This window comes from Nocardia arseniciresistens (genome assembly GCF_046764875.1).
In the GTDB taxonomy this organism is placed as follows: Bacteria; Actinomycetota; Actinomycetes; order Mycobacteriales; family Mycobacteriaceae; genus Nocardia; species Nocardia arseniciresistens.
The window spans coordinates 168,113-186,270 of sequence record NZ_JBKORD010000010.1; the positions used below are offsets into that span (position 1 = coordinate 168,113).

Here is an 18,158-nt window from a genome sequence, read left to right on the forward strand (position 1 = left end):
GCCTCTTGGTTCGGGACGGCATGGATCAGGGCAAGCGCCCTCGCGAGAGCCGATCGTCGCGCAGGGCCGCGCAGAGTGCAGCGACGTCCTCGGCATCGCTGTAGTAGTGGAACGACAATCGGACGACGTTGCCGCGGGGGCTGACCGCGATGCCTCGTTCGGCCAGTCGGCGGCCGAGCCCGACGGGGTCGGGGTCGACAAGTCCGATGTGGGCGCCCCGCTGTGCGGGCGGCAAGGTACGCACCTGCTCGCCCTGCTCGGTCAGCTGCTTGCGCGCGAGCTCGCCGAGATGACTCACGTGGTCACGGACCGCGGAAAGATTCAGCTCGCCGATCAGGCGTAGCCCGGCGTTGGCGGCGTAGCAGGCGGGCACCCCCGGCGTGCCGGTCTCGAACCGCGTGGCAGACGCCGCGAAATCCAGCCGAAGTGGGTCGAAGTCGAACGGATCGACCCGGCCGAACCAGCCGGTGAGACGTGGTGTGTGGTCGGCACGCTCGGGTGTGCGGGCGTAGAGAAAGGCGAGGCCGGGTAGTCCCAACAGATACTTCGCGGTCCCGGCGACGAGGAAATCGCAGCCGAGGCGTGTGACGTCGACCGGTTCCACGCCCACCGCCTGATAGGCATCGACGAAGACCTCGGCCCCGGCCGCCTGCGCGGCCTGCACCACCTCGGCGACCGGCAGCCGGGCCGCGTCCTGGTAGCTGATCAGCGGCACCGACACCAGCCTGGTCTTGCGGTCGATCAGCGCGGTATAGCTGTCCACGGAGTGAGCGGCGTGCACGACCTCGGCACCGCACGGGCGCTGGGCGAGCCAGACGTGAGCAATGGACGGGAACTCCGTCGTGGTGGTGACGATTCGCGGGCGAGCCTGCCAGTCCCGAGTGGAAGCGACCTGGTAGGCGCCGACCGAAGCGTTGGGCACCACGGCCACCTGGTCGGGCCGGGCCCCGATCAGCGCGGCGAACCGATGACGGGCCTCGCTCACCTGACGTTCGAACACCTCCCACGGCGCACCGCCGAGGGTCATCTCGTCCAGCATCCGCGCCATCGCCTGGTCGAGCTCCACCGAACGGGCTCCCAGGCTGCAGCTGGCCAGGTGCACAGTCCGCCGGAGCATCGGGAAGCGCGCGCGGAACGCCTCCGGGCTCACCGCGGGAAGGACGTTCATGGGGAACTGGTTTGCATGGGTTCGCCCTGCGGCTCAGCCATTGGCCCGGTGTCGGTCAGATGGGTGCGAACCTCCCACAGTTCGGGAAAGAACTTGTGCGCGATCAGCTTGGTCAGCATCTCCACCGGGGTACCCTGCGTGCCGCTGACCTGGTGACCGATGATGCGAGTGGTGACTTTGTAGTGCCGCACTCGCCACAGCGAGACCCGCTCGTCCCATTCGATCATCGCTTCGGCCAGCCGGTAGATCTCCCCCTTCCGCTCGGCGCGGTACGTCTCGGCCAGGTCGATCCCGCGCTTCGCGACAAGCGCCGCGAAGGCTTGGCCGAGAGCGCGACTGTCCCGCCGCACCGACAGCCAGCCGGGCGAGTCGGCCCCCGAACCGTGTCCGAGCACCGTGCGAATGGTCTGGAAGTCCCACGGTGACAGGTAACGCATCATCTCCAGCTGATCGGTCACCAGTTCAACTGCGAGCGAGGCTCGAGCAAGCAGCGCGGTAGCGCTGTCCAGCTCACCGCGCTGGATGTCTGCGGTCGCCTCGCGTAGTTCCGAGCAGGCCAGTTTCAGCCACAACTCGGTCGATTGGTGGACGATCTGGAACAGCAACTCGTCGCGGTGCAGCACCTCCTCTGGGTGCCGCTGGAGTGCGAGCAAGGCGTCGGTTCTCATGTAGCGGGCGTAATCGTTGCTGCCCTCGCCGCTCAGCACCTGCTGCGAGTAGTCCCTCACGATGCGTCTCCTCCGGCACGCGAACTGCACCACGGACAACGTCAGCCGAATCTGCGGTTATTCGAACCGCGCACCTGAAAAGTCAGGGCAGGTTCGGCGTCATCGCCACGGAACGGACCGGACGCCCGTTCATCTGAGTGAAGATAGTCACACGGTCCGGGTCTTCTCGCCCATGAGAAGCTCCGGTCTGTTCACGCTGCCTAAGCCGAGTGCGTCCACGCGACGGATAGCGGTTGTCTTGACAAGTAGCAGGTTGATCGTTCAACATCTCAGCGCCCTTGCCGGATTTGCCGGTGGGGGCCGCTGTTTCGTCGTTGGCTTCTTGCTCGTCTCGCTTACTCACCCGGGAGATCGATATGCGTCGTGGACGGTTTTTGTCGGCTTGTGTTGCCGTGCTGATGGCCGCGGCCGTCGGCGGGGCGGGTGAGGCCACCGCTGGAGTGGATTCCGAGTGTGGCGGGGCGGCATTCGCCGAGGACATGCTCAATGCCCACAACCAGTACCGGGCAAAACACGGTGCGCCGAAAATGGTGCTCGACCCGGCGGTGTCGGCTTCGGCCCAGAAATGGGCCGACAATCTGGCCGGTACGGAGAATTTCGAGCACTCGAAGGGGTCGGGCAACGGCGAGAACCTCGCTGCTATGTGGGGCGGTAGGCACACCGGCTCCTCGGCGACGAAAGCGTGGTACGACGAGATCAAGGACTACGACTTCAACAAACCCGGGTTCTCCAGCCAGACAGGGCATTTCACGCAGGTGGTCTGGAAGGCGAGCACGAAGCTCGGTGTCGGGGTCGCCTGCAACACCGGCGGAGAAGGCGGGCAATACGTTGTCGCCCAATACAACCCGCCCGGCAACATGATGGGAAACAACAACCAGTACTTCCGGGAGAACGTGCAGCACGGGTAGCCGCATATCGCACGGGCGGGGCCAGAGCGCTGGACCGGCGCGATGGGGTTGGATGTCGCGTCTATTCGCCGCGGTAGCAGGTTTTCGGAAGCGCGAGCATTGCGTCGAGTGTGAGGATCGCGGGACATCGATCCCAGGAGAATCATGCGACGACATGCCGGGCGGGCCTTGTTGGCCATCGCGGGGTTGCTCAATACCGTGCCTGCCATCGGTGCGGTCGCACCGCAGGGAATGTACGCGGCCTACGGCATAGCTCCGGCGGGCCGCGATCTCGAGGTGGTGTTGCGGCATCGGGCCGTGCTGTTCGCCGTTGTCGGCATCGGTTTACTGGTGGCGGTCTTCCGTCCCGCGTTGCGACCGATCGCGGTGTGCGCCAATGCGATCAGCTTCGGCGGCTTTCTCGTTCTGGTGATCGTCGGAGGTCCGGTCGGGCCGGGACCGGTGCGTGTGGCGGCATTCGACGTCGCGGGACTGGTGGCGCTCGGGGGCGGAGTCGCGCTGCTCCGGGATGAGCGCGCTGTCGAGCAGGGGCACTTGGTTGCGGGGCTGCGATGAGAACCGCTGTGCTCGCCCTAGTCGGTGTGTTGTTCGCGGGGATGGGACTGTACGCGCTGGCCGCCCCCGCCGCGCTGGCACGGCCATTCGGGTTGTCGGTGCCAACTGCGGTGAGCCGGTCGGAGATTCGCGCGGTGTACGGCGGTTTCGGCGTGGCCGTCGCGAGCGTGTTGTTCTGGTCGGCATTCGGCGCCGGTGAGTTGCGTACCGGGGCGGCGCTGACAGTGGGGTTCGCGTTGGCGGGCATGGCGGGCGGCCGCATCGTGTCGCGGCTGGTCGAGAGCGGGATGCGTTTCTATCCGATCTGGTTCTACTGCTTGGTCGAGGTCATGGGCGCGGCGCTCGTGCTCGGTGTCGCCTGACATGCCCGTTCCCGACATATCCAGTGCGATGATGACGACTATGACGGTCGAGTCGGGCACCTCCCGCCGCGTCGGCGAGCGCACACTCTGGCTCTGGCAGGGGCAGGCGGCGTACCTGGGCAAGTCGTTCCAACTGGATACCCATTCGACGCCGGTGCAGTGCTTCGTGCTCGGCGTCGACGCCGCGGTCACGGTCCGCACTCCGGACGGTGGACGATGGCAGCGGCGCAGTGTGCTGATTCCAGCGCGCACGACACACAAACTCGAATCCAGCGGACGGGTGCTCTTCTACTATCTCGATCCCCGCTCGGTGGCCGCCGCCCACTTGCGAGCCGCGATGAGCGAGCCGGCCACGCCCGTGGCGGCGAAGCACCGGGACGAGCAGACGCTGATCGCCCACCTGAATCAGTCCGGCCTTCCGGACCCTCGGGAACTGCGCCGGATCATCGTCGGCGACGAGGCGCGAGCGGCGATCGACGAACGGATCCGAGCCGTGCTGAACACGATCGTCGACCAGCCCGCTGGGCGACTCGCGGCCGCCGACCTGGCCGCCGACCTCGGGATCTCCACTTCCCGTTTCCTGCACCTGTTTTCGGCCAACACCGGGACCAGTTTCCGACGCTACCGCTTGTGGGCACGGCTGTTATCGGTCGCAGGCGCCGTCGCCGACGGCGTCGACCTCACCCGCGCCGCGGTCGACGCGGGCTTCGCTTCCGCCAGCCATTTCAGCGACACCTTCCGAACGCTGTTCGGGCTCACCGCGACCGAGGTGCTCGCCAACGGCACCGACATCGTCATCGTCCCGGCGCAGACCTGACACCGCGACCCCGGCCGCCGCCGTCGCGGTGCACCGGTAGGGTGAGCGGCCGTATTATGTTACCGGGCAACGAGATACAGCTGAGACTAGAGCGATTGGGTGGTCGCCATGCGCTGGTACGGCATTCCCGCGAACAATCCTGACTCATGGACGGAGCTCGCCAACGGTTTCGTTCCCATGGATCATCAATACCGCGATCCCGAGATCTGGACCGCGGCGTTGACTGCTCAGGAGACGGCGGTGTATCGGCTGCTGCGGTGGGATCAGCGTGGACTCAGGACGTGTAATCGGACGCGGACGCATGTCCGTGATGTCCCTGGCGACGACTTCTATTGGATCGTCGTCCCTCAGCAAGGCGTGTACTCGATGCGGTTCGGCGACGATGTCATGCGGGTTCCACCCGGTACCGCGACGGTAGCCGGACTGGATGTGGCCTGCCGACTGCATATCCCCGAATCGACGGCGTTCGCTTTCCAGGTGCCGCGCACGGAGATCGATCATCGGCTCGAGCCGCGCGGACCAATGCGCGTCGTGGTCGATATGACTCGCGGCCTCGGCCGGATCGCCAACGACATGATCCTGAGTACACACGCCGAACAGGCAGATCTGTCGGATCGGGATTTCAACGCGGTTTGTGATCGGATCACCGAGCTGTTGTGCATGGTGGCCGTCGGTGACACGCAGCCGATGCGGGCCGATCACGCCGAGGTGGCGGAGAGCATTCGGCGGTATGTGCGCGAAACCATCGGGCGCGGTGATGTGCGGTTGCCCGCGGTCGCGCACGCACTCGGCTGGTCGCCTCGACAGCTGCGTGCGGTATTGCAGGAGTCCGGGACCACGTTTCGCGATGTGCGCCGCGACGAGGCGCTGCGGACCGCGCGCGAACTGCTGGAGGACCCGCGCGCGACCTCGAGTATCGGAGACTTGGCGACCCGCTGCGGATTTACACCCAGCTGGTTTTCCGCCGCGTTCAAGGAGCGATTCGGCCAGGCGCCGAGGGATTTTCGGCGCCGCAGGCTCGCGGAGATCGCCGACCAGCGGCCGTGACCGGCATGCGCTGATCGGCGATGGTCTCCGCCGCTACAACGCCGGCTTCAGCCGCACTGGCAGCTGGACAGGACCGACCGTGCTGATTTGCGTGAAGTACTCGATGTCGGCCGGATCGACGGCCAGGGTCAGATCGGGGTATCGGTTGAACAGCGCGGAAAGGGCTATCCGGCTTTCCAATCGGGCAAGCGGCGCGCCGAGGCAGAAGTGCGGTCCGTGTCCGAAAGCGAGTTGGTCGCGGTGCTCGTGATCGATATCGAAGGCGTCGGCGTCGGGGTAGCGCTGGGAGTCGCGGCCGACGCCGCCGTGCCAGAGCGTCATGCTGCCCGCCGGGATCTCGACTCCGGCGACCGTCACATCCTCGCGTGCGTAGCGCATGAGCGCGCCGACCACCGATGAGCGGTAGCGCAGTACCTCCTCCACCACGTCGCCCCAGCGATTCTCGGCCTGGGCGAGAGCGAGCTGTTCGGGGAATTCCCGTAGCGCGACCACGGCGTTGCCGAGCAGGTGCACGGTGGTCTCGTGTCCGGCCACGATTACCAGCCACAGCATGTTGACGAGCTCCTCGTCGGTGAGCTCGTTCTCCTCGTTGGCCTCGAGCAGCGCGGAGGTGAGGTCGTCGCCGGGGTCGCGCCGTTTGCGTTCGAGCAGCTCGGTGAAGTAACCGATCATGGCCGCCATCGCCGCGTGCGCTTGTTCGCCGGTGCTGGTGGCCGACACGATCGTCAGCGTCCAACCCTTCAGCTGCGGCTGCTCGTTTTCGGGTACACCGAACAGCTCGCAGATCACCCGAACCGGTAGCGGGGTGGTGTAGGTCGAGATCAGATCGACCTCGTCGCTATCAGGGAAGTTGTCGATGAGCTCGGCCGCGATCTGCTCGATGCGCGGCTCCAGCGCCGCGATCCTGGCCGGGGTGAACGCCTTGTTGATCGTCTTGCGCAGCCGCCGGTGTGCCACACCGTCCTGGTTGAGCATGTGCGTCATGTCGGTCAGCGCACGCAAGGGCCAGTCGGCGGGAATGGTGCCGTCGCGAAGGGCGGGGCAGTGCCCGGCGTTCTTCGCGAACAGCTTGTCGTCGAGCACCTCGGACACGGCCCGATGGCTGACCGCTATGAACGCGGGGACATTGCCCGGTAGTTCGATGGGAACGATCTCACCGGCACTACGAATGCGATCGTGTGTGTCGAGAATGGACTCGCCAGCGGTCGGCAGCTGGATGACGGATTCGGTCATGTTGTCTCCCAAGGCATTCGGGGCAATACCGAGCCAGTGTCCGACGTGGACCTCGGGAGGCACAACCGTTGTGGCATCTTCTGCCCGGTTCCGATAGTCGCCGACACGGAAACGTAAGTTCCGCTCCTCGTCGCCTGCGAGTGCCGGGTCCGCGGCCCATACTCGGTGGCCACACAAACGAGAAAGGCCCCGCACCTCGATGGTGCGGAGCCTCTGCAAGTCACGCTGAATCAGATAGCGCGGACGTCCTGTGCCTGCGGACCCTTCTGGCCCTGGCCTACCTCGAACTCCACACGCTGGCCCTCTTCGAGGGACTTGAAACCAGCCCCGCCGATAGCCGAGTAATGCACGAAGACGTCAGGGCCGCCTCCGTCTTGGGCGATAAAGCCGAAGCCCTTTTCACCGTTGAACCACTTCACACTGCCTTGAGCCATGTTATTTACAACTTCTTCTCTGTAGGTGAGCCGTGCAGATCACTGTGATTCGCCCGGTCTCAATAGACAACTATGCCATGAATCGCGGAATCCGGCCGTCCGGGACCAGTCGAAGCACATTGGATGCCACCCGATTCGGCCTCGCCGGGCGCCTGTGGTGGTCAACTGCCATGTCAACAAGCGAGCGTTGTCGCGACCAGTTCAGGCCAGCTCGCCTGCGCACCCTCCCTTGTCGCCTCGGCGAAGCGCGCTTCGCCGAGGCGAAGTCGTGCTGCCTGCTCGATCCGGTCGACATCCGGTTGGGAAAGATCGGGCAGTCCGCGTACTCCGGCACTCGCCGCGAGCAGCCGCACGGCCTGCTCGATTTGGTCGGAACGCAGTGCCAGGTCAGCGATTCCGACAAGTACCTGGGCAATAAGTGGCGCGTATCCCGCCTCGGATGCTGCCCGGAAGGCCACGGTGTGTTGTTCGCGGGCCTCGTCGAGACCGTCTGCGAGGTATCCGAGCAGGTCGTGGATCACCGCGCTGATGTGGGCCTGCTCCGCATCGCTGCCAAGCACGGTTGTCGCGACGTCGATCTGCCGGTATGCCTGCTCGGTGTCGCCGCTCCAGCGGGCCAGCTCCGCCTTCGCCAAGGCCAATTCGGACAGTGCGTACGGCCAGGCGGCTCGATCCGCATACCGCTGCGCCTCGGCCATGGCGGCCGCGCTCGCCTCCGCGTCACCCAACAGCCAATACAGTTGCGCCTGCCGCGACCGCATTCGGACAACATCCTCGATCGCGCCGACCTCGGTGACCACCGCGATCGCCTGATCGAAGAGGTCGCACGCACCGGCGAACTTGCCGCGCATGGCGATTCGATCCGCCAACTCGGTCAGCGCGAACGAAATCCCCCAGCGTTCGCCGATGGCCCGGAACTCGGCGAGCGCTGTCTCGAGATACTCGTCCACATCCCGCCCCGCCTGGCCGAGCACGATCCGCATCTTGCCCAGCTGTAGCCGGGCCAGCGCGCGCACCCAGGGGTCATCGTCGGTGAGCAGTGGGTCGAACGCGGTCAGCAACTCGTCCGGCCCCTGCAACATGCGTTCCAGCGCGCCGACGAACGCCAGCAGTGGGTAGCGGGCCCGACTGTGCCGACTGAACCGGTATGCCTTGTGGATCCAATCCTCCACCTGGTACGCGTCATTCCGCCCGGAGGATACGAAATGCACGACCAGCCCATAAACCATGGCCCGGGTCTCATCGTCCACTTCGCCGGGCAGGTCGGCGGCGGCGGTGATCAGCTCCATGCCTTCGGCCTTGTGCCCGCTGAGCCACCAGTACCAGCCCGCGGCCGCCGCGAGCCGCATCGCACCGGTCGTGTCGTCGGCGGTGAGCGCGCCACGCATCGCGACAGCGATGTTGTCGTGCTCGACCTCGAGCGTGGCGAGCCACTCCAACTGCTCGGCGCGGCGCAGGTGCGGTTCCGCGGTGTCGGCGAGTCCGGTGAAGTACGCGAGATGCGCTCGGCGCGCGGGATCCGATTCCCCCGACTCCACGAGCCGGTCCCGGGCGTACTGCTTGATCGTGTCGAGCATCCGATAGCGCGGTCCGCTGTCCCCGGTGGTGAGCAGCAGCGACTTCTCGGTCAGCGCGGTCAGCAGCTCGAACACCTCCCACTGCTCGACCGCATCGTTCTTACCGCCCTCCTGCCCTGTGCTTTTCCCGCCCTCCTGCCCTTCGTGTCCACCCCCGGTGCCCGCGCAGACCTGCTCGGCCGCCTCGAGACTCGCGCCGCCGGAGAACACCGCGAGCCTGCGCAAGACCATCCGTTCGGTGTCGGTGAGCAGCTCCCAGCTCCAGTCGACCACCGCTCGCAAAGTGCGGTGCTGCGGCAAGGCGGTACGGCTGCCGCCGGTCAGCAGGCGGAACCGATCGTCGAGGCGGTCGGCGAGCTGATCGAGGGACATGGTGCGCAATCTGGCCGCGGCCAGCTCGATGGCCAGTGGTATCCCGTCCAGCGCCCGGCACACGCGCGCCATGGTCGACAGTGCCCGGGCATCGGTCGCGAGATCCTTGCGTACCGCGCCCGCCCGGTCCCGCAACAGCTGAACGGCAGGGGAGGACTCGACCGCGCCGGGGTCCGCGTCCTCGGTAGGCAAAGCCAGCGGCTCGACCTGCCATAACGCCTCACCCGTGATGCCGAGCGGTTCCCTGCTCGTCGCAAGGATCCGCAGCCGCTGACACTCCCCGAGCAGCCGATGGGAGAACGTCGCCGCGGACTCGATGACGTGCTCACAGTTGTCCAGGATCAACAGCGTTTCGCGTTCGCGGATCGCGGCGATGAGCCGGTCCATCGGTTCCACATTCGATGCGCCGCCGAGCAGCGCATCCCGGAGCCCGAGCGCGGCGAGCGCCGATTGTGCGATGTCGCCACTTGCGCCGACGGATGCCAGTTCCACCAACCAGGCCCCGTCCGGCAGGTCCTCGAGTAGCGTCCGCGCGGTCTCCAGGGCCAGCCGGGTTTTCCCCGAGCCACCGGGCCCGGTCAACGTGGTGAGCCGATGCTCCGAGATGAGTTCGCGCACGGCGGCGATGTCGCCATATTTGCCGACGAAGGTGGTCAACTCGGCCCGCAGGTTCGTCTTGCGGCCTTCATCCCTGACACCGAATTCGCCGCGCAGCAGCGCGACGTGCAGTGCGGACAGCTCCGGTGAGGGGTCCACGCCCAGTTCGTCGGCGAGTGCCTCGCGTGCACGCTCATACACGATCAGTGCCTCGTTGCTACGACCTGCGGCGCCGAGCGCACGCATCAGCGCGGCGACGAGCCGTTCCCGCGTGGGATGCCGGGCCAACAGTTCGGTCAGCTCGGTAACCAGCTCCATACCCCGGCCCAGACGGATCTCCGCCTCGTATCGATCCTCCATGGCGGCGAGGCGCAGCCCATCGAGCCGGGCGATCATCGTCTCGAAAGCTGGGCTGTCCTGCACACCGACGTCCTGCATCAGCGCACCGCGCCACAGTTCGAGGGCTTCGCGCAGCAGCTGGGCCTGTTGCGCGTCGTCACCGCCGCGGGCCTGGTCGAGAAGCAGTTCGAACCGCACGGCGTCGACAGCGCGGGGTTCCACGGTCAGCCGGTATCCGCCCGCCTGCCCGTCGAGCGACCCGTCCGGCAGCACCCTCCGCAACCGGGAAACCAATGCCTGCAAGGAATTCGCCGCGTCGGCGGGCGGCTGCTCACCCCAAATCCAGTCGACCAGCGTCGTTTTCGGGACCATGCGACCGGGTTCGAGTGCGAGGGCGACCAATAACGCCCGTAATCGTGCACCCGGTACCTCGATCAATCCGCCGTCATCTAGTCGGATCTCCAACGGTCCAAGCATCCCGATCTGCACCCGGACCATTCTGCCGTGGGCGGTTGTCCGGTGGCTATTCGTCGCCCCTTGCCCGCTGTGAACAGGCCGAACACCGTGTCAGCCGGCATGTCAGGGCGGTGTCAGGTCCGTATCAGCTGGGCTGGCGACAGTAGTCACATGAACAACACAGCAAGCGCTGCTTCCGGGCTGAAGAGTGACCCCGCCGCCCATTCCGCACACCAGCCGATTCACCCGCTGAGGAGTACAACCATGCCCACATTTCAGACACCCGAACCGATCGCAGTCACCGTCGACGTGCTCTCCGGTGACGTCAGGGTTATCGCCTCCGACCGTGCCGACACCGTGGTCGTAGTCCGACCGGCCGATGAGTCCAAGAAGGGTGACGTGCGCGCCGCCGAGCAGACCAAGGTCGATTTCGTCGCAGGCACCCTCACCGTGCAAATGTCGAAAGACTGGCGGACCTACACCCCGTTCGGCGGCAACCCGTCGATCGAGGTGACCATCGAGGTGCCTACCGGCTCCCGGCTCCAGAGCACCGCCGGTGTCGGCCGATTGCTCGCCGCCGGCGAACTCGGTCAGTGCGACCTCGAGATAGCCGCGGGCGACATCATCGTCGAGCGCCCGCTCGGTTCGGTGACCGCGAAAACCGCCAAAGGCAACATCCGGATCGGCGAGGCCTCGCGCGGCGTGCTTCGACTGGAGACAGCCATGGGCGAGCTCGAGGTGGGTATCCACCCGGGCAGCGCGGCGCGGGTGGAAACGAATGCCCAGCACGGCACCGTGCAGAACCGGATGCGACCGGTCGACCGGTCGGAGCAGAACGAGGACACCGTGCAGGTCTACGCGCGTAATTCGTTCGGCAACATCATCATCCGGCACACCACCGCCGCCTAGCGCACCAAGCTCCGTCGACATAACAGCCTGTGAGGAGTGGTAAGTGATGGAACTCGGAGTGAACCGGGAGCGCTGCATCGGCGCCGGCATGTGCGTACTGACCGCTCCCGGAGTGTTCGACCAGGACGCCGAGGACGGCCGGGTGGTGCCGCTGGACCTCACACCCCCGCCCGAGCTCGGGCCGGTCGTCCGCGAGGCCGTCCAGGTATGCCCTTCCGGCGCGATCACCATCGTCTCCGGCGACTAGACCATGTCTCCGGCTCAACAACCGCCACGAAAGGCAAACCCGATGAGTCAACCAGTTCCTGTCCCGCACGGCCTGCCCACCGAACGTAATGCGGGCCCTTTCGACCCGCCCCGCGAAATAACGCGGCTGCGCGAGGCTCGCCCGGTCAGCCCCATGGTCTTCCCTGACGGTCATGAGGGCTGGATCGTCACCGGTTACGACGCGGTCCGCCAGCTCATGGCCGACACCCGGTTCAGCTCCCGCCAGGACATCGGCATTCTCCACACTCTGGAGGATCTCCCTGACATGCCCGCTCAGACCGAACCGTCCCCGCAGATTCCGGGCTTGTTCATCGCCATGGACCCGCCGGACCACACCCGGTTGCGGCGCTTGCTCACCGGCACCTTCACCGTCAAGCGCATGAAGCAGCTCGAAGAGCACATCATCGACATCACCGAGCGGCAACTGGACGAGATGGCGCGCCTGACCCCGCCGGTCGACCTGGTCAAGGAATTCGCGCTGCCGGTGCCCTCGCTGGTGATCTGCGAAATGCTCGGTGTCCCCTACGAGGATCGGGCGACCTTCCAGGTCAACTCGGCCAAGTTCCTGGTCAAGGAACAACCGCTCGAGGAGAAGATGGCCGCGTACGGCGCGATGACCTCGTACCTGGCCGAGCTGGTCATGCGCAAACGCACCGAACCCGGCGACGACATACTGTCCGACCTGGCCCGCAATGACGACCTCACCATCGAGGAGCTGACCGGCATCGCCTTCCTGCTGCTGCTCGCGGGCCACGAGACCACCGCGAACATGCTGGGCCTCGGCACCTTCGCGCTCTTGGAGCACCCCGAGCAGCTGGCCGAACTGAGTGCCGATCCTGATCTGGTGCCCGACGCCGTCGAGGAGCTCATGCGCTACCTGTCGGTAGCCGACATCTTCTATCGCTACGCCACCGAGGACCTCGAGCTCGGCGGCGAAACAATCGGAAAGGGATCGACCGTCGTCGTCTCGCTGCTGGCCGCCAACCACGACCCCAAGCGCTTCGACAACCCCGACACCCTGGACCTGCACCGCAAGGCCCGCGGGCACCTGTCCTTCGGCCACGGCGTCCACACATGTCTCGGCCAGCAATTGGCCCGCATCGAGATGCGCGCCGGTTTCGACGGACTGCTGCGTCGCTTCCCGACCCTCGAGCTCGCCATCCCCGCCGACGAGGTGAAACTCAGGACCGACATGAATATCTACGGCGTCCACGAACTGCCGGTCACCTGGACGGAAACGGCCCGGTAAACCGTCGGCCGAGCGTGTCACCCGTTTGAGCTACCCGCGTCCGGCCCGTGTGAAGCACGGCCGCGCGGGTACGCGGTCGGTGACCATCGAAGGAGTGCGCAATGAGCCAGCGAGACGTGGTGAATGTATTGCTCGACCGGGCAGGGACCGGCTACGCCGAGGAGGCGGGTATCACGCTCGCCGACAAACCCGCGCCGCTGTTCCAACTCCTGATGCTGGCCGAGTTGCTGAGCACTCGCATCTCCGCCGATATCGCCGTTGCGGCGGCCCGAGAGCTGATCACCACCGGATACCGCACACCGCGGCGAGTAGCAGATGCGGGCTGGCAAGAGCTCGTCGACGCACTCGGCCGGGGCCACTACAAACGTTACGACGAAAGCACCGCAACTCGCCTGGGCGCGAACGCCTGCCTGGTTCTCGACAAATACGACGGCGACCTACGCAACCTGGCCGAGGCCGCGGACCGAGACCCCAAGCGAGCGGCGCAACTGCTGCAAGAATTCCAGGGCATCGGACCGATCGGTAGCGACATTTTCCTGCGTGAGATCCAGGACGTATGGAGTTGGGTCCGACCGCATTTCGACGAGCGCGCCCGCCGAGGTGCGCAACGAGTCCACTTGCCTGCCGATACCGACAGCCTCGCCCGTCTCGCCCCCGACAATCGCGCGGCGGCGCTGGCCGCGGCGCTGGTCCGCGTCACCTTGCATGACGAGATCGCCGAACAGGTTCTCGCCGAAACCCGCTGATGTCGTTGGTGATCATGGGCTCGGCTGTCGTTTGGGTCGTACCCTCCCGGGTACGTCCCAGGTGTTTGTTGCCAACGAAGAAGGGATGCTATGCCTGACCAGTTGAGCGACGTGCGCGTGCTGTTCATTACCTCCAATACCGGTGTCGAGCGGGACGAGTTGCTGATGCCGGTCGGCTGGCTGCGTGAACGTGGCGCGGATGTCACTCATGCGGCGCGCGAACTCGCGGATGTCCAGACTGTCCTGCACGACGTCGATAAGGACGTCATTGTGCAGCCGGACAAAGCCCTCGACGAGGTCGAGGTCGAGGACTACGACATCCTCGTCGTGCCAGGCGGCACCGTGAATGCGGACAAACTGCGAGTATCCGATCGGGCGGTACAACTGGCGCAGAATTTCGCAGGTCTTGGTAAGCCCATCGCGGCAATTTGCCACGGCCCATGGCTACTCGTCGAAGCCGACCTGCTGCCAGGAAAGACCCTGACGTCATATCACTCGCTGCGCACCGATGTGATCAACGCGGACGGCTCCTGGGTTGATCGCCCGGTAGTCATCTCGCCGGCGAAAGGGTGGCCCCTGATCACCTCCCGTAGCCCCGCGGACCTGAACGACTTCGTAGCGGCAATCGCCGACGCCGTGGTCTAGTCGGGGTCGCCCACCGATCTCCGGTGGTGTCGCGCTCGGTGCGACACCACCGCCGGGGCCATGGACGGCCTTACTCCCCGTCGTTACCAGGAACTTCGGGGCTGTCCGGTCGTTTGCCGGACACCCTGCGCCGAATGATGACGGCGACAAAGATGAGCAGTATGACGATCAGCAGTAATTCCATGTCGTTCGTCTACCCGATCCCACGAGTTCTATCAGTCACAGCAAATCAATGGCAACCAAACGGCATGCCGGGTCCGGCGCCATGGTTACCGAGCCACTCCGCTTGCGCAGTCATAGAACTCGCTCACCTTGATCACGGGCAGCGGCCAGTCTTTCCCGCAGAGCCTGAACCGAGTCAGCTTCCTTGCCCGATGCCCGCTCCAGGTCGGGAAGGAGCCGCTCGTACAGATCGATGGCCTCGGCCGTGCGCCCGGCCGCGGCGTACGCGTCGGCGAGACTGTGGCGGGCGGTCATGGTTTCGGGGTGTCGGGCTCCCATGACGCGCTCGCATTCGGGTACGAGCTGCTCATACACGTCGATGGCATCGGCTATGCGCTCGGCTTTCTCGTAGATCTGGGCGAGGCCGCGGCGAGCCTTCAGGGTGTGGCGGTGTTCGGATCCCAGGGCGCGTTCGGAGTCTGCGAGAAGCTGCCGGTGCGAGTCGATGGCGTTGGCCATGCGCCCGGCCGCCTGGTAGGCGTAAGCGAGGTTGCGGCGAGTCGTGAGGGTGTGCGGGTGTTCGGCTCCGAGGATGCGCTCGCAGTCGGGTATCAGCTGTTCGTATAGGGCGATGGCATCGGCCCTGCGCCCGGCCTTCTCGTAGGTGTAAGCGAGGTTGCGGCGAGTCGTGAGGGTATGGGGGTGTTCGGCTCCGAGGATGCGCTCGCAGTCGGGCACGAGCTCCTCGTATAGGGCGATGGCTTGGGTCTTACGCCCGGCGTTCTGGTAGGTGTAAGCGAGGTTGCGTCGAGTGATCAGGGTTTCGGGGTGGTCGGCCCCGAGGATGCGCTCGTAGTCGGGGAGAAGCTGTTGGTAGAGCTCGATGGCCTCGGCCATGCGCCGGGCCCCCTGGTAGGTGGAGGCGAGGTTGCGTCTAGTGAGCAAGGTGTGGGGGTGCTCGGCCCCGAAGACGCGCTCGTAATCGGGGAGAAGCTGTTGGTAAAGGTCGATGGCCTCGGATTTGCGACCGGCCCCCTCGTAGGAATAAGCGAGGTTGCGGCGGGCGATCAGGGTTTCGGGGTGGTCGGCCCCGAGGATGCGCTCGTAATCGGGGAGAAGTTGTTGGTACAGGTCTATGGCCTCGGCCGTGCGCCCGGCCGCGTGGTAGCTGGAGGCGAGGTTGCGGCGAGTGATCAGCGTGCGAGGGGATTCGGCCCCCAGGATGCGTTCGCAGTCGAGCAGGAGCTGCTCGTAGAGATCGATGGCCTCCGCCACCCGCCCTGCGGCGTGATGGGCGAAAGCGAGATTGTGGCGGGCGGTCAGGGCCTGCGGATGCTCGCCGCCGAGGTGGTTCTCGATATCGGCCAGTGTTCGGTGAATGTGGTCGAGTCCTCGGGCGAGGTCGGCGGCTGCGATCAGCTGCCTGGCGGCCTGGTGTCGTGCTTCGAACAGACGCCGGATGTTGTCGAGGACGCGGTCGGTGGGTTGAGCGGCGGTGATGGCGTCGATGTGATCGATGATCCTGGCGGCTGCGAGCCACCGCATCCCGGCTGGGCTGGTATCGAACAGGTGGGGTGCGATCAGGTCGAGAGCTTTGTCGAGCAGCCGGGCTACGTCATCGTCGGTATCGGCGCGTTCGCGCAGTACGCGCGCGACCAGGCGGTGCATGACGACCGCGGTCCGGTCGGCCGAGCGGGTGAGCAGGCTGGCTTGCACGCAGCGGCCGACAACCTCGTCGCGGCGGCCACCATAATCGGGCAGCAGTTCGCGGGCCACACCCGTGGGCGACAGCATCGCCACCAACTCGAGCAGGTCACGCACGACGGTGTCGAGGTCACGATCGCCGGTCGGGGTCTCGGCGGTATCGATCGACAACAGGATCGCCCGATGCACCTGGCTCGGGTATTCGTGCCCCTGCATCCGGGTGAAGGCCTGGCGTCCGGGTTCGGCGAGCAGGGCGAGGTACGCGGGGTAGTCGATACCGAGATGGTTGATGGTGGCCGCGGCCTGCGTCAGAGCCAGCGGCAGATCACCCAGCTCCTCGGCAACCTGCCCGGCTCCGGCATCGTCGGTGAGCTGGGCGGCTTTTCGCAGGTAGCGTACGGATTCGCGACGGGTGTAGACACCGAGGTCGAGCGGGTCACCCAGGGCGGCGCAGTCACGCTGCGTGCTGGTGATCACGACCTTGGTGCCGCTCGCCGCCGGAATGAATGGTTTGACCAGTTCGGGTGCCATGGCGTTGTCGAACACCAGCAGCCCCGAATCCGGTCGCCCGGTGAGGAATTCGCGCAACTGCCGGGCCGAGACCTCGGAGTCGCCGTGCGGGTCGTGCACGCCGAGGCGCCGCGCGATCGCGCTCAAGCCGTCCAGCAGGGTGCCGCGAGTTTCGGCATCGACCCAGCCCACCAACCCCGCGGTGCCGTCGGTCAACACATCGCGGGTATAGGCGGCAGCCAGCTCCGTCTTACCCACCCCGCGCATTCCGGTCACCACCACGACAACCTCTGACTGCCGCACCGCGCGCCGCAGTCTGCCGAGCGGTGCCCGGGAGATGAACCCGGCCGGGGGCGGCGGGACCATACCCACCACCCGGGTCGCCGCCGGGGCTATCGGCGGTACCGGTGCCTGGCCGAGGCCGACGATGATGGTTTCGGCAGTCACGTCGGTGAACGTGAAAGCGGTTCCCCCGGATACCGGCTGGGGTGGCGCTGCCGGGGCGGGGATTACCGGCGCGCCGAGGGAGGGTCCGGCGGGTCCTGCCTCCCGGTCCGCACTCTGCCGATCTCGATGTCTCCGGCGAAACTGCCGTCGACCACCCGAACTCCGGTCCCGGTCGAGGAGACCTCGGCGATCCGGAGTGCCGTGGCCTCCACTCGCTCCAGATCCACTCCCGCCGCGGCACCGGCCTGCGCTTCGTGGGCGCGAACCACTGCCAGCAACGCCCGCGCCGCCGCCAGCAACTCGGTATCCCGTTCGGCGCCCGCGGCTGTCAGATCCTCGGCCAGTTCCTGCCTGCGATGCTGCGACGACGGCCGCTGCTCCACCGCCGCCACATCCACTCCGGTGTAGCGGCCGGTAACCACAGCCTTGAATTGCTGGTAGGCATCGGCAATCGCTTGTTCAGCCGTATCGCTCAACCCCGCCGCGGCACCCACCGCCACCGCCTCGGCCACAATCGCCGGCACCGCCTCCAACACGTCGAACCTCCCTGCCCGCACCCGGTTTCCGGGTGGACATCAGTGTCCTGACCGTACGCCCCCAATACTGTCTACTACGCGCGCACCATTTCGCTGTCTCTCTTGCCTGCCTCAGCATCCTGCCGAATGCCGAAGCAGGCGTGGAGTTTACGCAGCGGGCGGATGCCCACCAGGTCCGGCGGCCGCGGAGCTTCATGTAGCAGGAATCCGCGGATGAGGTCCTGAACCGGGTGCGTCCACCAGTTGCGTAGCGGAGCATCGGCATCCCTCGGCCTACCGCAAAGCCGTCCGAGGCCCCACACGGCAACTCGGCTCGTTCGACCGATCCGCCGACGGCTGATCAACCGAGTCTTTCGACTGTTCGCGATCTCCGAGGCGGCCGCCGGGATC

General features: G+C 66.2%; 17 protein-coding genes. 10 read left to right on the forward strand and 7 right to left on the reverse strand.

Annotated features, from left to right (window positions below):
- Positions 1–25 precede the first annotated feature (25 nt).
- The gene (locus tag ACLMAJ_RS19815; RefSeq protein ID WP_412015229.1) at positions 26–1,168 is read right to left on the reverse strand and encodes an aminotransferase class V-fold PLP-dependent enzyme; all 1,143 of its coding nucleotides are present in this window, start codon (positions 1,166–1,168) and stop codon (positions 26–28) included.
- Positions 1,165–1,896 carry a tryptophan 2,3-dioxygenase family protein gene (locus ACLMAJ_RS19820; RefSeq protein ID WP_412015231.1) on the reverse strand — a complete coding sequence of 244 codons (732 nt, stop codon included), beginning with the start codon at positions 1,894–1,896 and terminating at the stop codon, positions 1,165–1,167. Before ACLMAJ_RS19820 ends, ACLMAJ_RS19815 begins: the two co-directional genes overlap by 4 nt.
- A gap of 356 nt (positions 1,897–2,252) precedes the next feature.
- Here ACLMAJ_RS19820 and ACLMAJ_RS19825 point away from each other — a divergent pair, with 356 nt between their 5' ends.
- The 5 genes from ACLMAJ_RS19825 to ACLMAJ_RS19845 all read left to right on the forward strand — a co-directional run bounded on the left by ACLMAJ_RS19825 (position 2,253) and on the right by ACLMAJ_RS19845 (position 5,585).
- Positions 2,253–2,804, forward strand: a complete 552-nt coding sequence (locus tag ACLMAJ_RS19825; RefSeq protein ID WP_412015232.1) for a CAP family protein — start codon at positions 2,253–2,255, stop codon at positions 2,802–2,804.
- Between the two features lie 144 nt (positions 2,805–2,948).
- Positions 2,949–3,359: a hypothetical protein gene (locus ACLMAJ_RS19830; protein WP_412015233.1), complete on the forward strand. Its 411-nt coding sequence runs from the start codon at positions 2,949–2,951 to the stop codon at positions 3,357–3,359.
- Positions 3,356–3,721, forward strand: coding sequence for a DUF4345 family protein (locus tag ACLMAJ_RS19835; RefSeq protein ID WP_412015234.1), 366 nt, complete (start codon positions 3,356–3,358; stop codon positions 3,719–3,721). The genes ACLMAJ_RS19830 and ACLMAJ_RS19835 overlap by 4 nt, the downstream gene beginning before the upstream one ends.
- A gap of 40 nt (positions 3,722–3,761) precedes the next feature.
- Positions 3,762–4,538 (forward strand): helix-turn-helix domain-containing protein, encoded by a 777-nt coding sequence (locus ACLMAJ_RS19840; RefSeq protein ID WP_412015235.1) that lies wholly within the window; start codon positions 3,762–3,764, stop codon positions 4,536–4,538.
- Positions 4,539–4,646: 108 nt separating this feature from the next.
- Complete coding sequence (locus ACLMAJ_RS19845) at positions 4,647–5,585, forward strand: helix-turn-helix transcriptional regulator (protein ID WP_412015400.1); 939 nt, start codon at positions 4,647–4,649, stop codon at positions 5,583–5,585.
- A gap of 33 nt (positions 5,586–5,618) precedes the next feature.
- Here the strand turns inward: ACLMAJ_RS19845 and ACLMAJ_RS19850 are convergent, their stop codons facing one another.
- The 3 genes from ACLMAJ_RS19850 to ACLMAJ_RS19860 all read right to left on the reverse strand — a co-directional run bounded on the left by ACLMAJ_RS19850 (position 5,619) and on the right by ACLMAJ_RS19860 (position 10,626).
- Positions 5,619–6,818, reverse strand: coding sequence for a cytochrome P450 family protein (locus tag ACLMAJ_RS19850; RefSeq protein ID WP_412015236.1), 1,200 nt, complete (start codon positions 6,816–6,818; stop codon positions 5,619–5,621).
- A gap of 230 nt (positions 6,819–7,048) precedes the next feature.
- Complete coding sequence (locus ACLMAJ_RS19855; protein ID WP_328404798.1) at positions 7,049–7,252, reverse strand: cold-shock protein; 204 nt, start codon at positions 7,250–7,252, stop codon at positions 7,049–7,051.
- A gap of 173 nt (positions 7,253–7,425) precedes the next feature.
- The gene (locus tag ACLMAJ_RS19860) at positions 7,426–10,626 is read right to left on the reverse strand and encodes an ATP-binding protein (RefSeq protein ID WP_479725039.1); all 3,201 of its coding nucleotides are present in this window, start codon (positions 10,624–10,626) and stop codon (positions 7,426–7,428) included.
- A gap of 231 nt (positions 10,627–10,857) precedes the next feature.
- Between ACLMAJ_RS19860 and ACLMAJ_RS19865 the strand changes: the two genes are divergently transcribed.
- From ACLMAJ_RS19865 to ACLMAJ_RS19885, 5 genes are all read left to right on the forward strand, one after another.
- Positions 10,858–11,502 (forward strand): DUF4097 family beta strand repeat-containing protein, encoded by a 645-nt coding sequence (locus ACLMAJ_RS19865; protein WP_412015238.1) that lies wholly within the window; start codon positions 10,858–10,860, stop codon positions 11,500–11,502.
- 46 nt (positions 11,503–11,548) lie between these two features.
- The gene (locus ACLMAJ_RS19870; RefSeq protein ID WP_412015401.1) at positions 11,549–11,749 is read left to right on the forward strand and encodes a ferredoxin; all 201 of its coding nucleotides are present in this window, start codon (positions 11,549–11,551) and stop codon (positions 11,747–11,749) included.
- A gap of 42 nt (positions 11,750–11,791) precedes the next feature.
- Positions 11,792–13,018, forward strand: a complete 1,227-nt coding sequence (locus ACLMAJ_RS19875; protein WP_412015239.1) for a cytochrome P450 — start codon at positions 11,792–11,794, stop codon at positions 13,016–13,018.
- A gap of 101 nt (positions 13,019–13,119) precedes the next feature.
- The gene (locus ACLMAJ_RS19880; protein WP_412015240.1) at positions 13,120–13,764 is read left to right on the forward strand and encodes an endonuclease; all 645 of its coding nucleotides are present in this window, start codon (positions 13,120–13,122) and stop codon (positions 13,762–13,764) included.
- A 90-nt stretch (positions 13,765–13,854) separates the two neighbouring features.
- A complete protein-coding gene (locus ACLMAJ_RS19885; RefSeq protein WP_412015241.1) occupies positions 13,855–14,409 on the forward strand; it encodes a DJ-1/PfpI/YhbO family deglycase/protease in 555 nt (184 codons plus the stop codon).
- A 294-nt stretch (positions 14,410–14,703) separates the two neighbouring features.
- On the opposite strand, the gene ACLMAJ_RS19890 is transcribed toward ACLMAJ_RS19885, so the two are convergent.
- Entirely contained in the window at positions 14,704–17,232 is a 2,529-nt protein-coding gene (locus ACLMAJ_RS19890) for a tetratricopeptide repeat protein (protein ID WP_412015242.1), read from the reverse strand.
- A 62-nt stretch (positions 17,233–17,294) separates the two neighbouring features.
- On the reverse strand, positions 17,295–17,768 hold the full coding sequence (locus ACLMAJ_RS19895; protein WP_412015243.1) for a hypothetical protein: 474 nt from the start codon (positions 17,766–17,768) through the stop codon (positions 17,295–17,297).
- Between the last annotated feature and the right edge of the window lie 390 nt (positions 17,769–18,158).

Excerpts from the sequence above, each read along its gene's own strand:
- ACLMAJ_RS19815 (WP_412015229.1), bottom strand. The coding sequence starts at position 1,168 with ATGAACGTCCTTCCCGCGGTGAGCCCGGAGGCGTTCCGCGCGCGCTTC.
- ACLMAJ_RS19825 (WP_412015232.1), top strand. The coding sequence starts at position 2,253 with ATGCGTCGTGGACGGTTTTTGTCGGCTTGTGTTGCCGTGCTGATGGCC.
- ACLMAJ_RS19830 (WP_412015233.1), top strand. The coding sequence starts at position 2,949 with ATGCGACGACATGCCGGGCGGGCCTTGTTGGCCATCGCGGGGTTGCTC.
- ACLMAJ_RS19835 (WP_412015234.1), top strand. The coding sequence starts at position 3,356 with ATGAGAACCGCTGTGCTCGCCCTAGTCGGTGTGTTGTTCGCGGGGATG.
- ACLMAJ_RS19840 (WP_412015235.1), top strand. The coding sequence starts at position 3,762 with ATGACGGTCGAGTCGGGCACCTCCCGCCGCGTCGGCGAGCGCACACTC.
- ACLMAJ_RS19845 (WP_412015400.1), top strand. The coding sequence starts at position 4,647 with ATGCGCTGGTACGGCATTCCCGCGAACAATCCTGACTCATGGACGGAG.
- ACLMAJ_RS19850 (WP_412015236.1), bottom strand. The coding sequence starts at position 6,818 with ATGACCGAATCCGTCATCCAGCTGCCGACCGCTGGCGAGTCCATTCTC.
- ACLMAJ_RS19855 (WP_328404798.1), bottom strand. The coding sequence starts at position 7,252 with ATGGCTCAAGGCAGTGTGAAGTGGTTCAACGGTGAAAAGGGCTTCGGC.
- ACLMAJ_RS19865 (WP_412015238.1), top strand. The coding sequence starts at position 10,858 with ATGCCCACATTTCAGACACCCGAACCGATCGCAGTCACCGTCGACGTG.
- ACLMAJ_RS19870 (WP_412015401.1), top strand. The coding sequence starts at position 11,549 with ATGGAACTCGGAGTGAACCGGGAGCGCTGCATCGGCGCCGGCATGTGC.
- ACLMAJ_RS19875 (WP_412015239.1), top strand. The coding sequence starts at position 11,792 with ATGAGTCAACCAGTTCCTGTCCCGCACGGCCTGCCCACCGAACGTAAT.
- ACLMAJ_RS19880 (WP_412015240.1), top strand. The coding sequence starts at position 13,120 with ATGAGCCAGCGAGACGTGGTGAATGTATTGCTCGACCGGGCAGGGACC.
- ACLMAJ_RS19885 (WP_412015241.1), top strand. The coding sequence starts at position 13,855 with ATGCCTGACCAGTTGAGCGACGTGCGCGTGCTGTTCATTACCTCCAAT.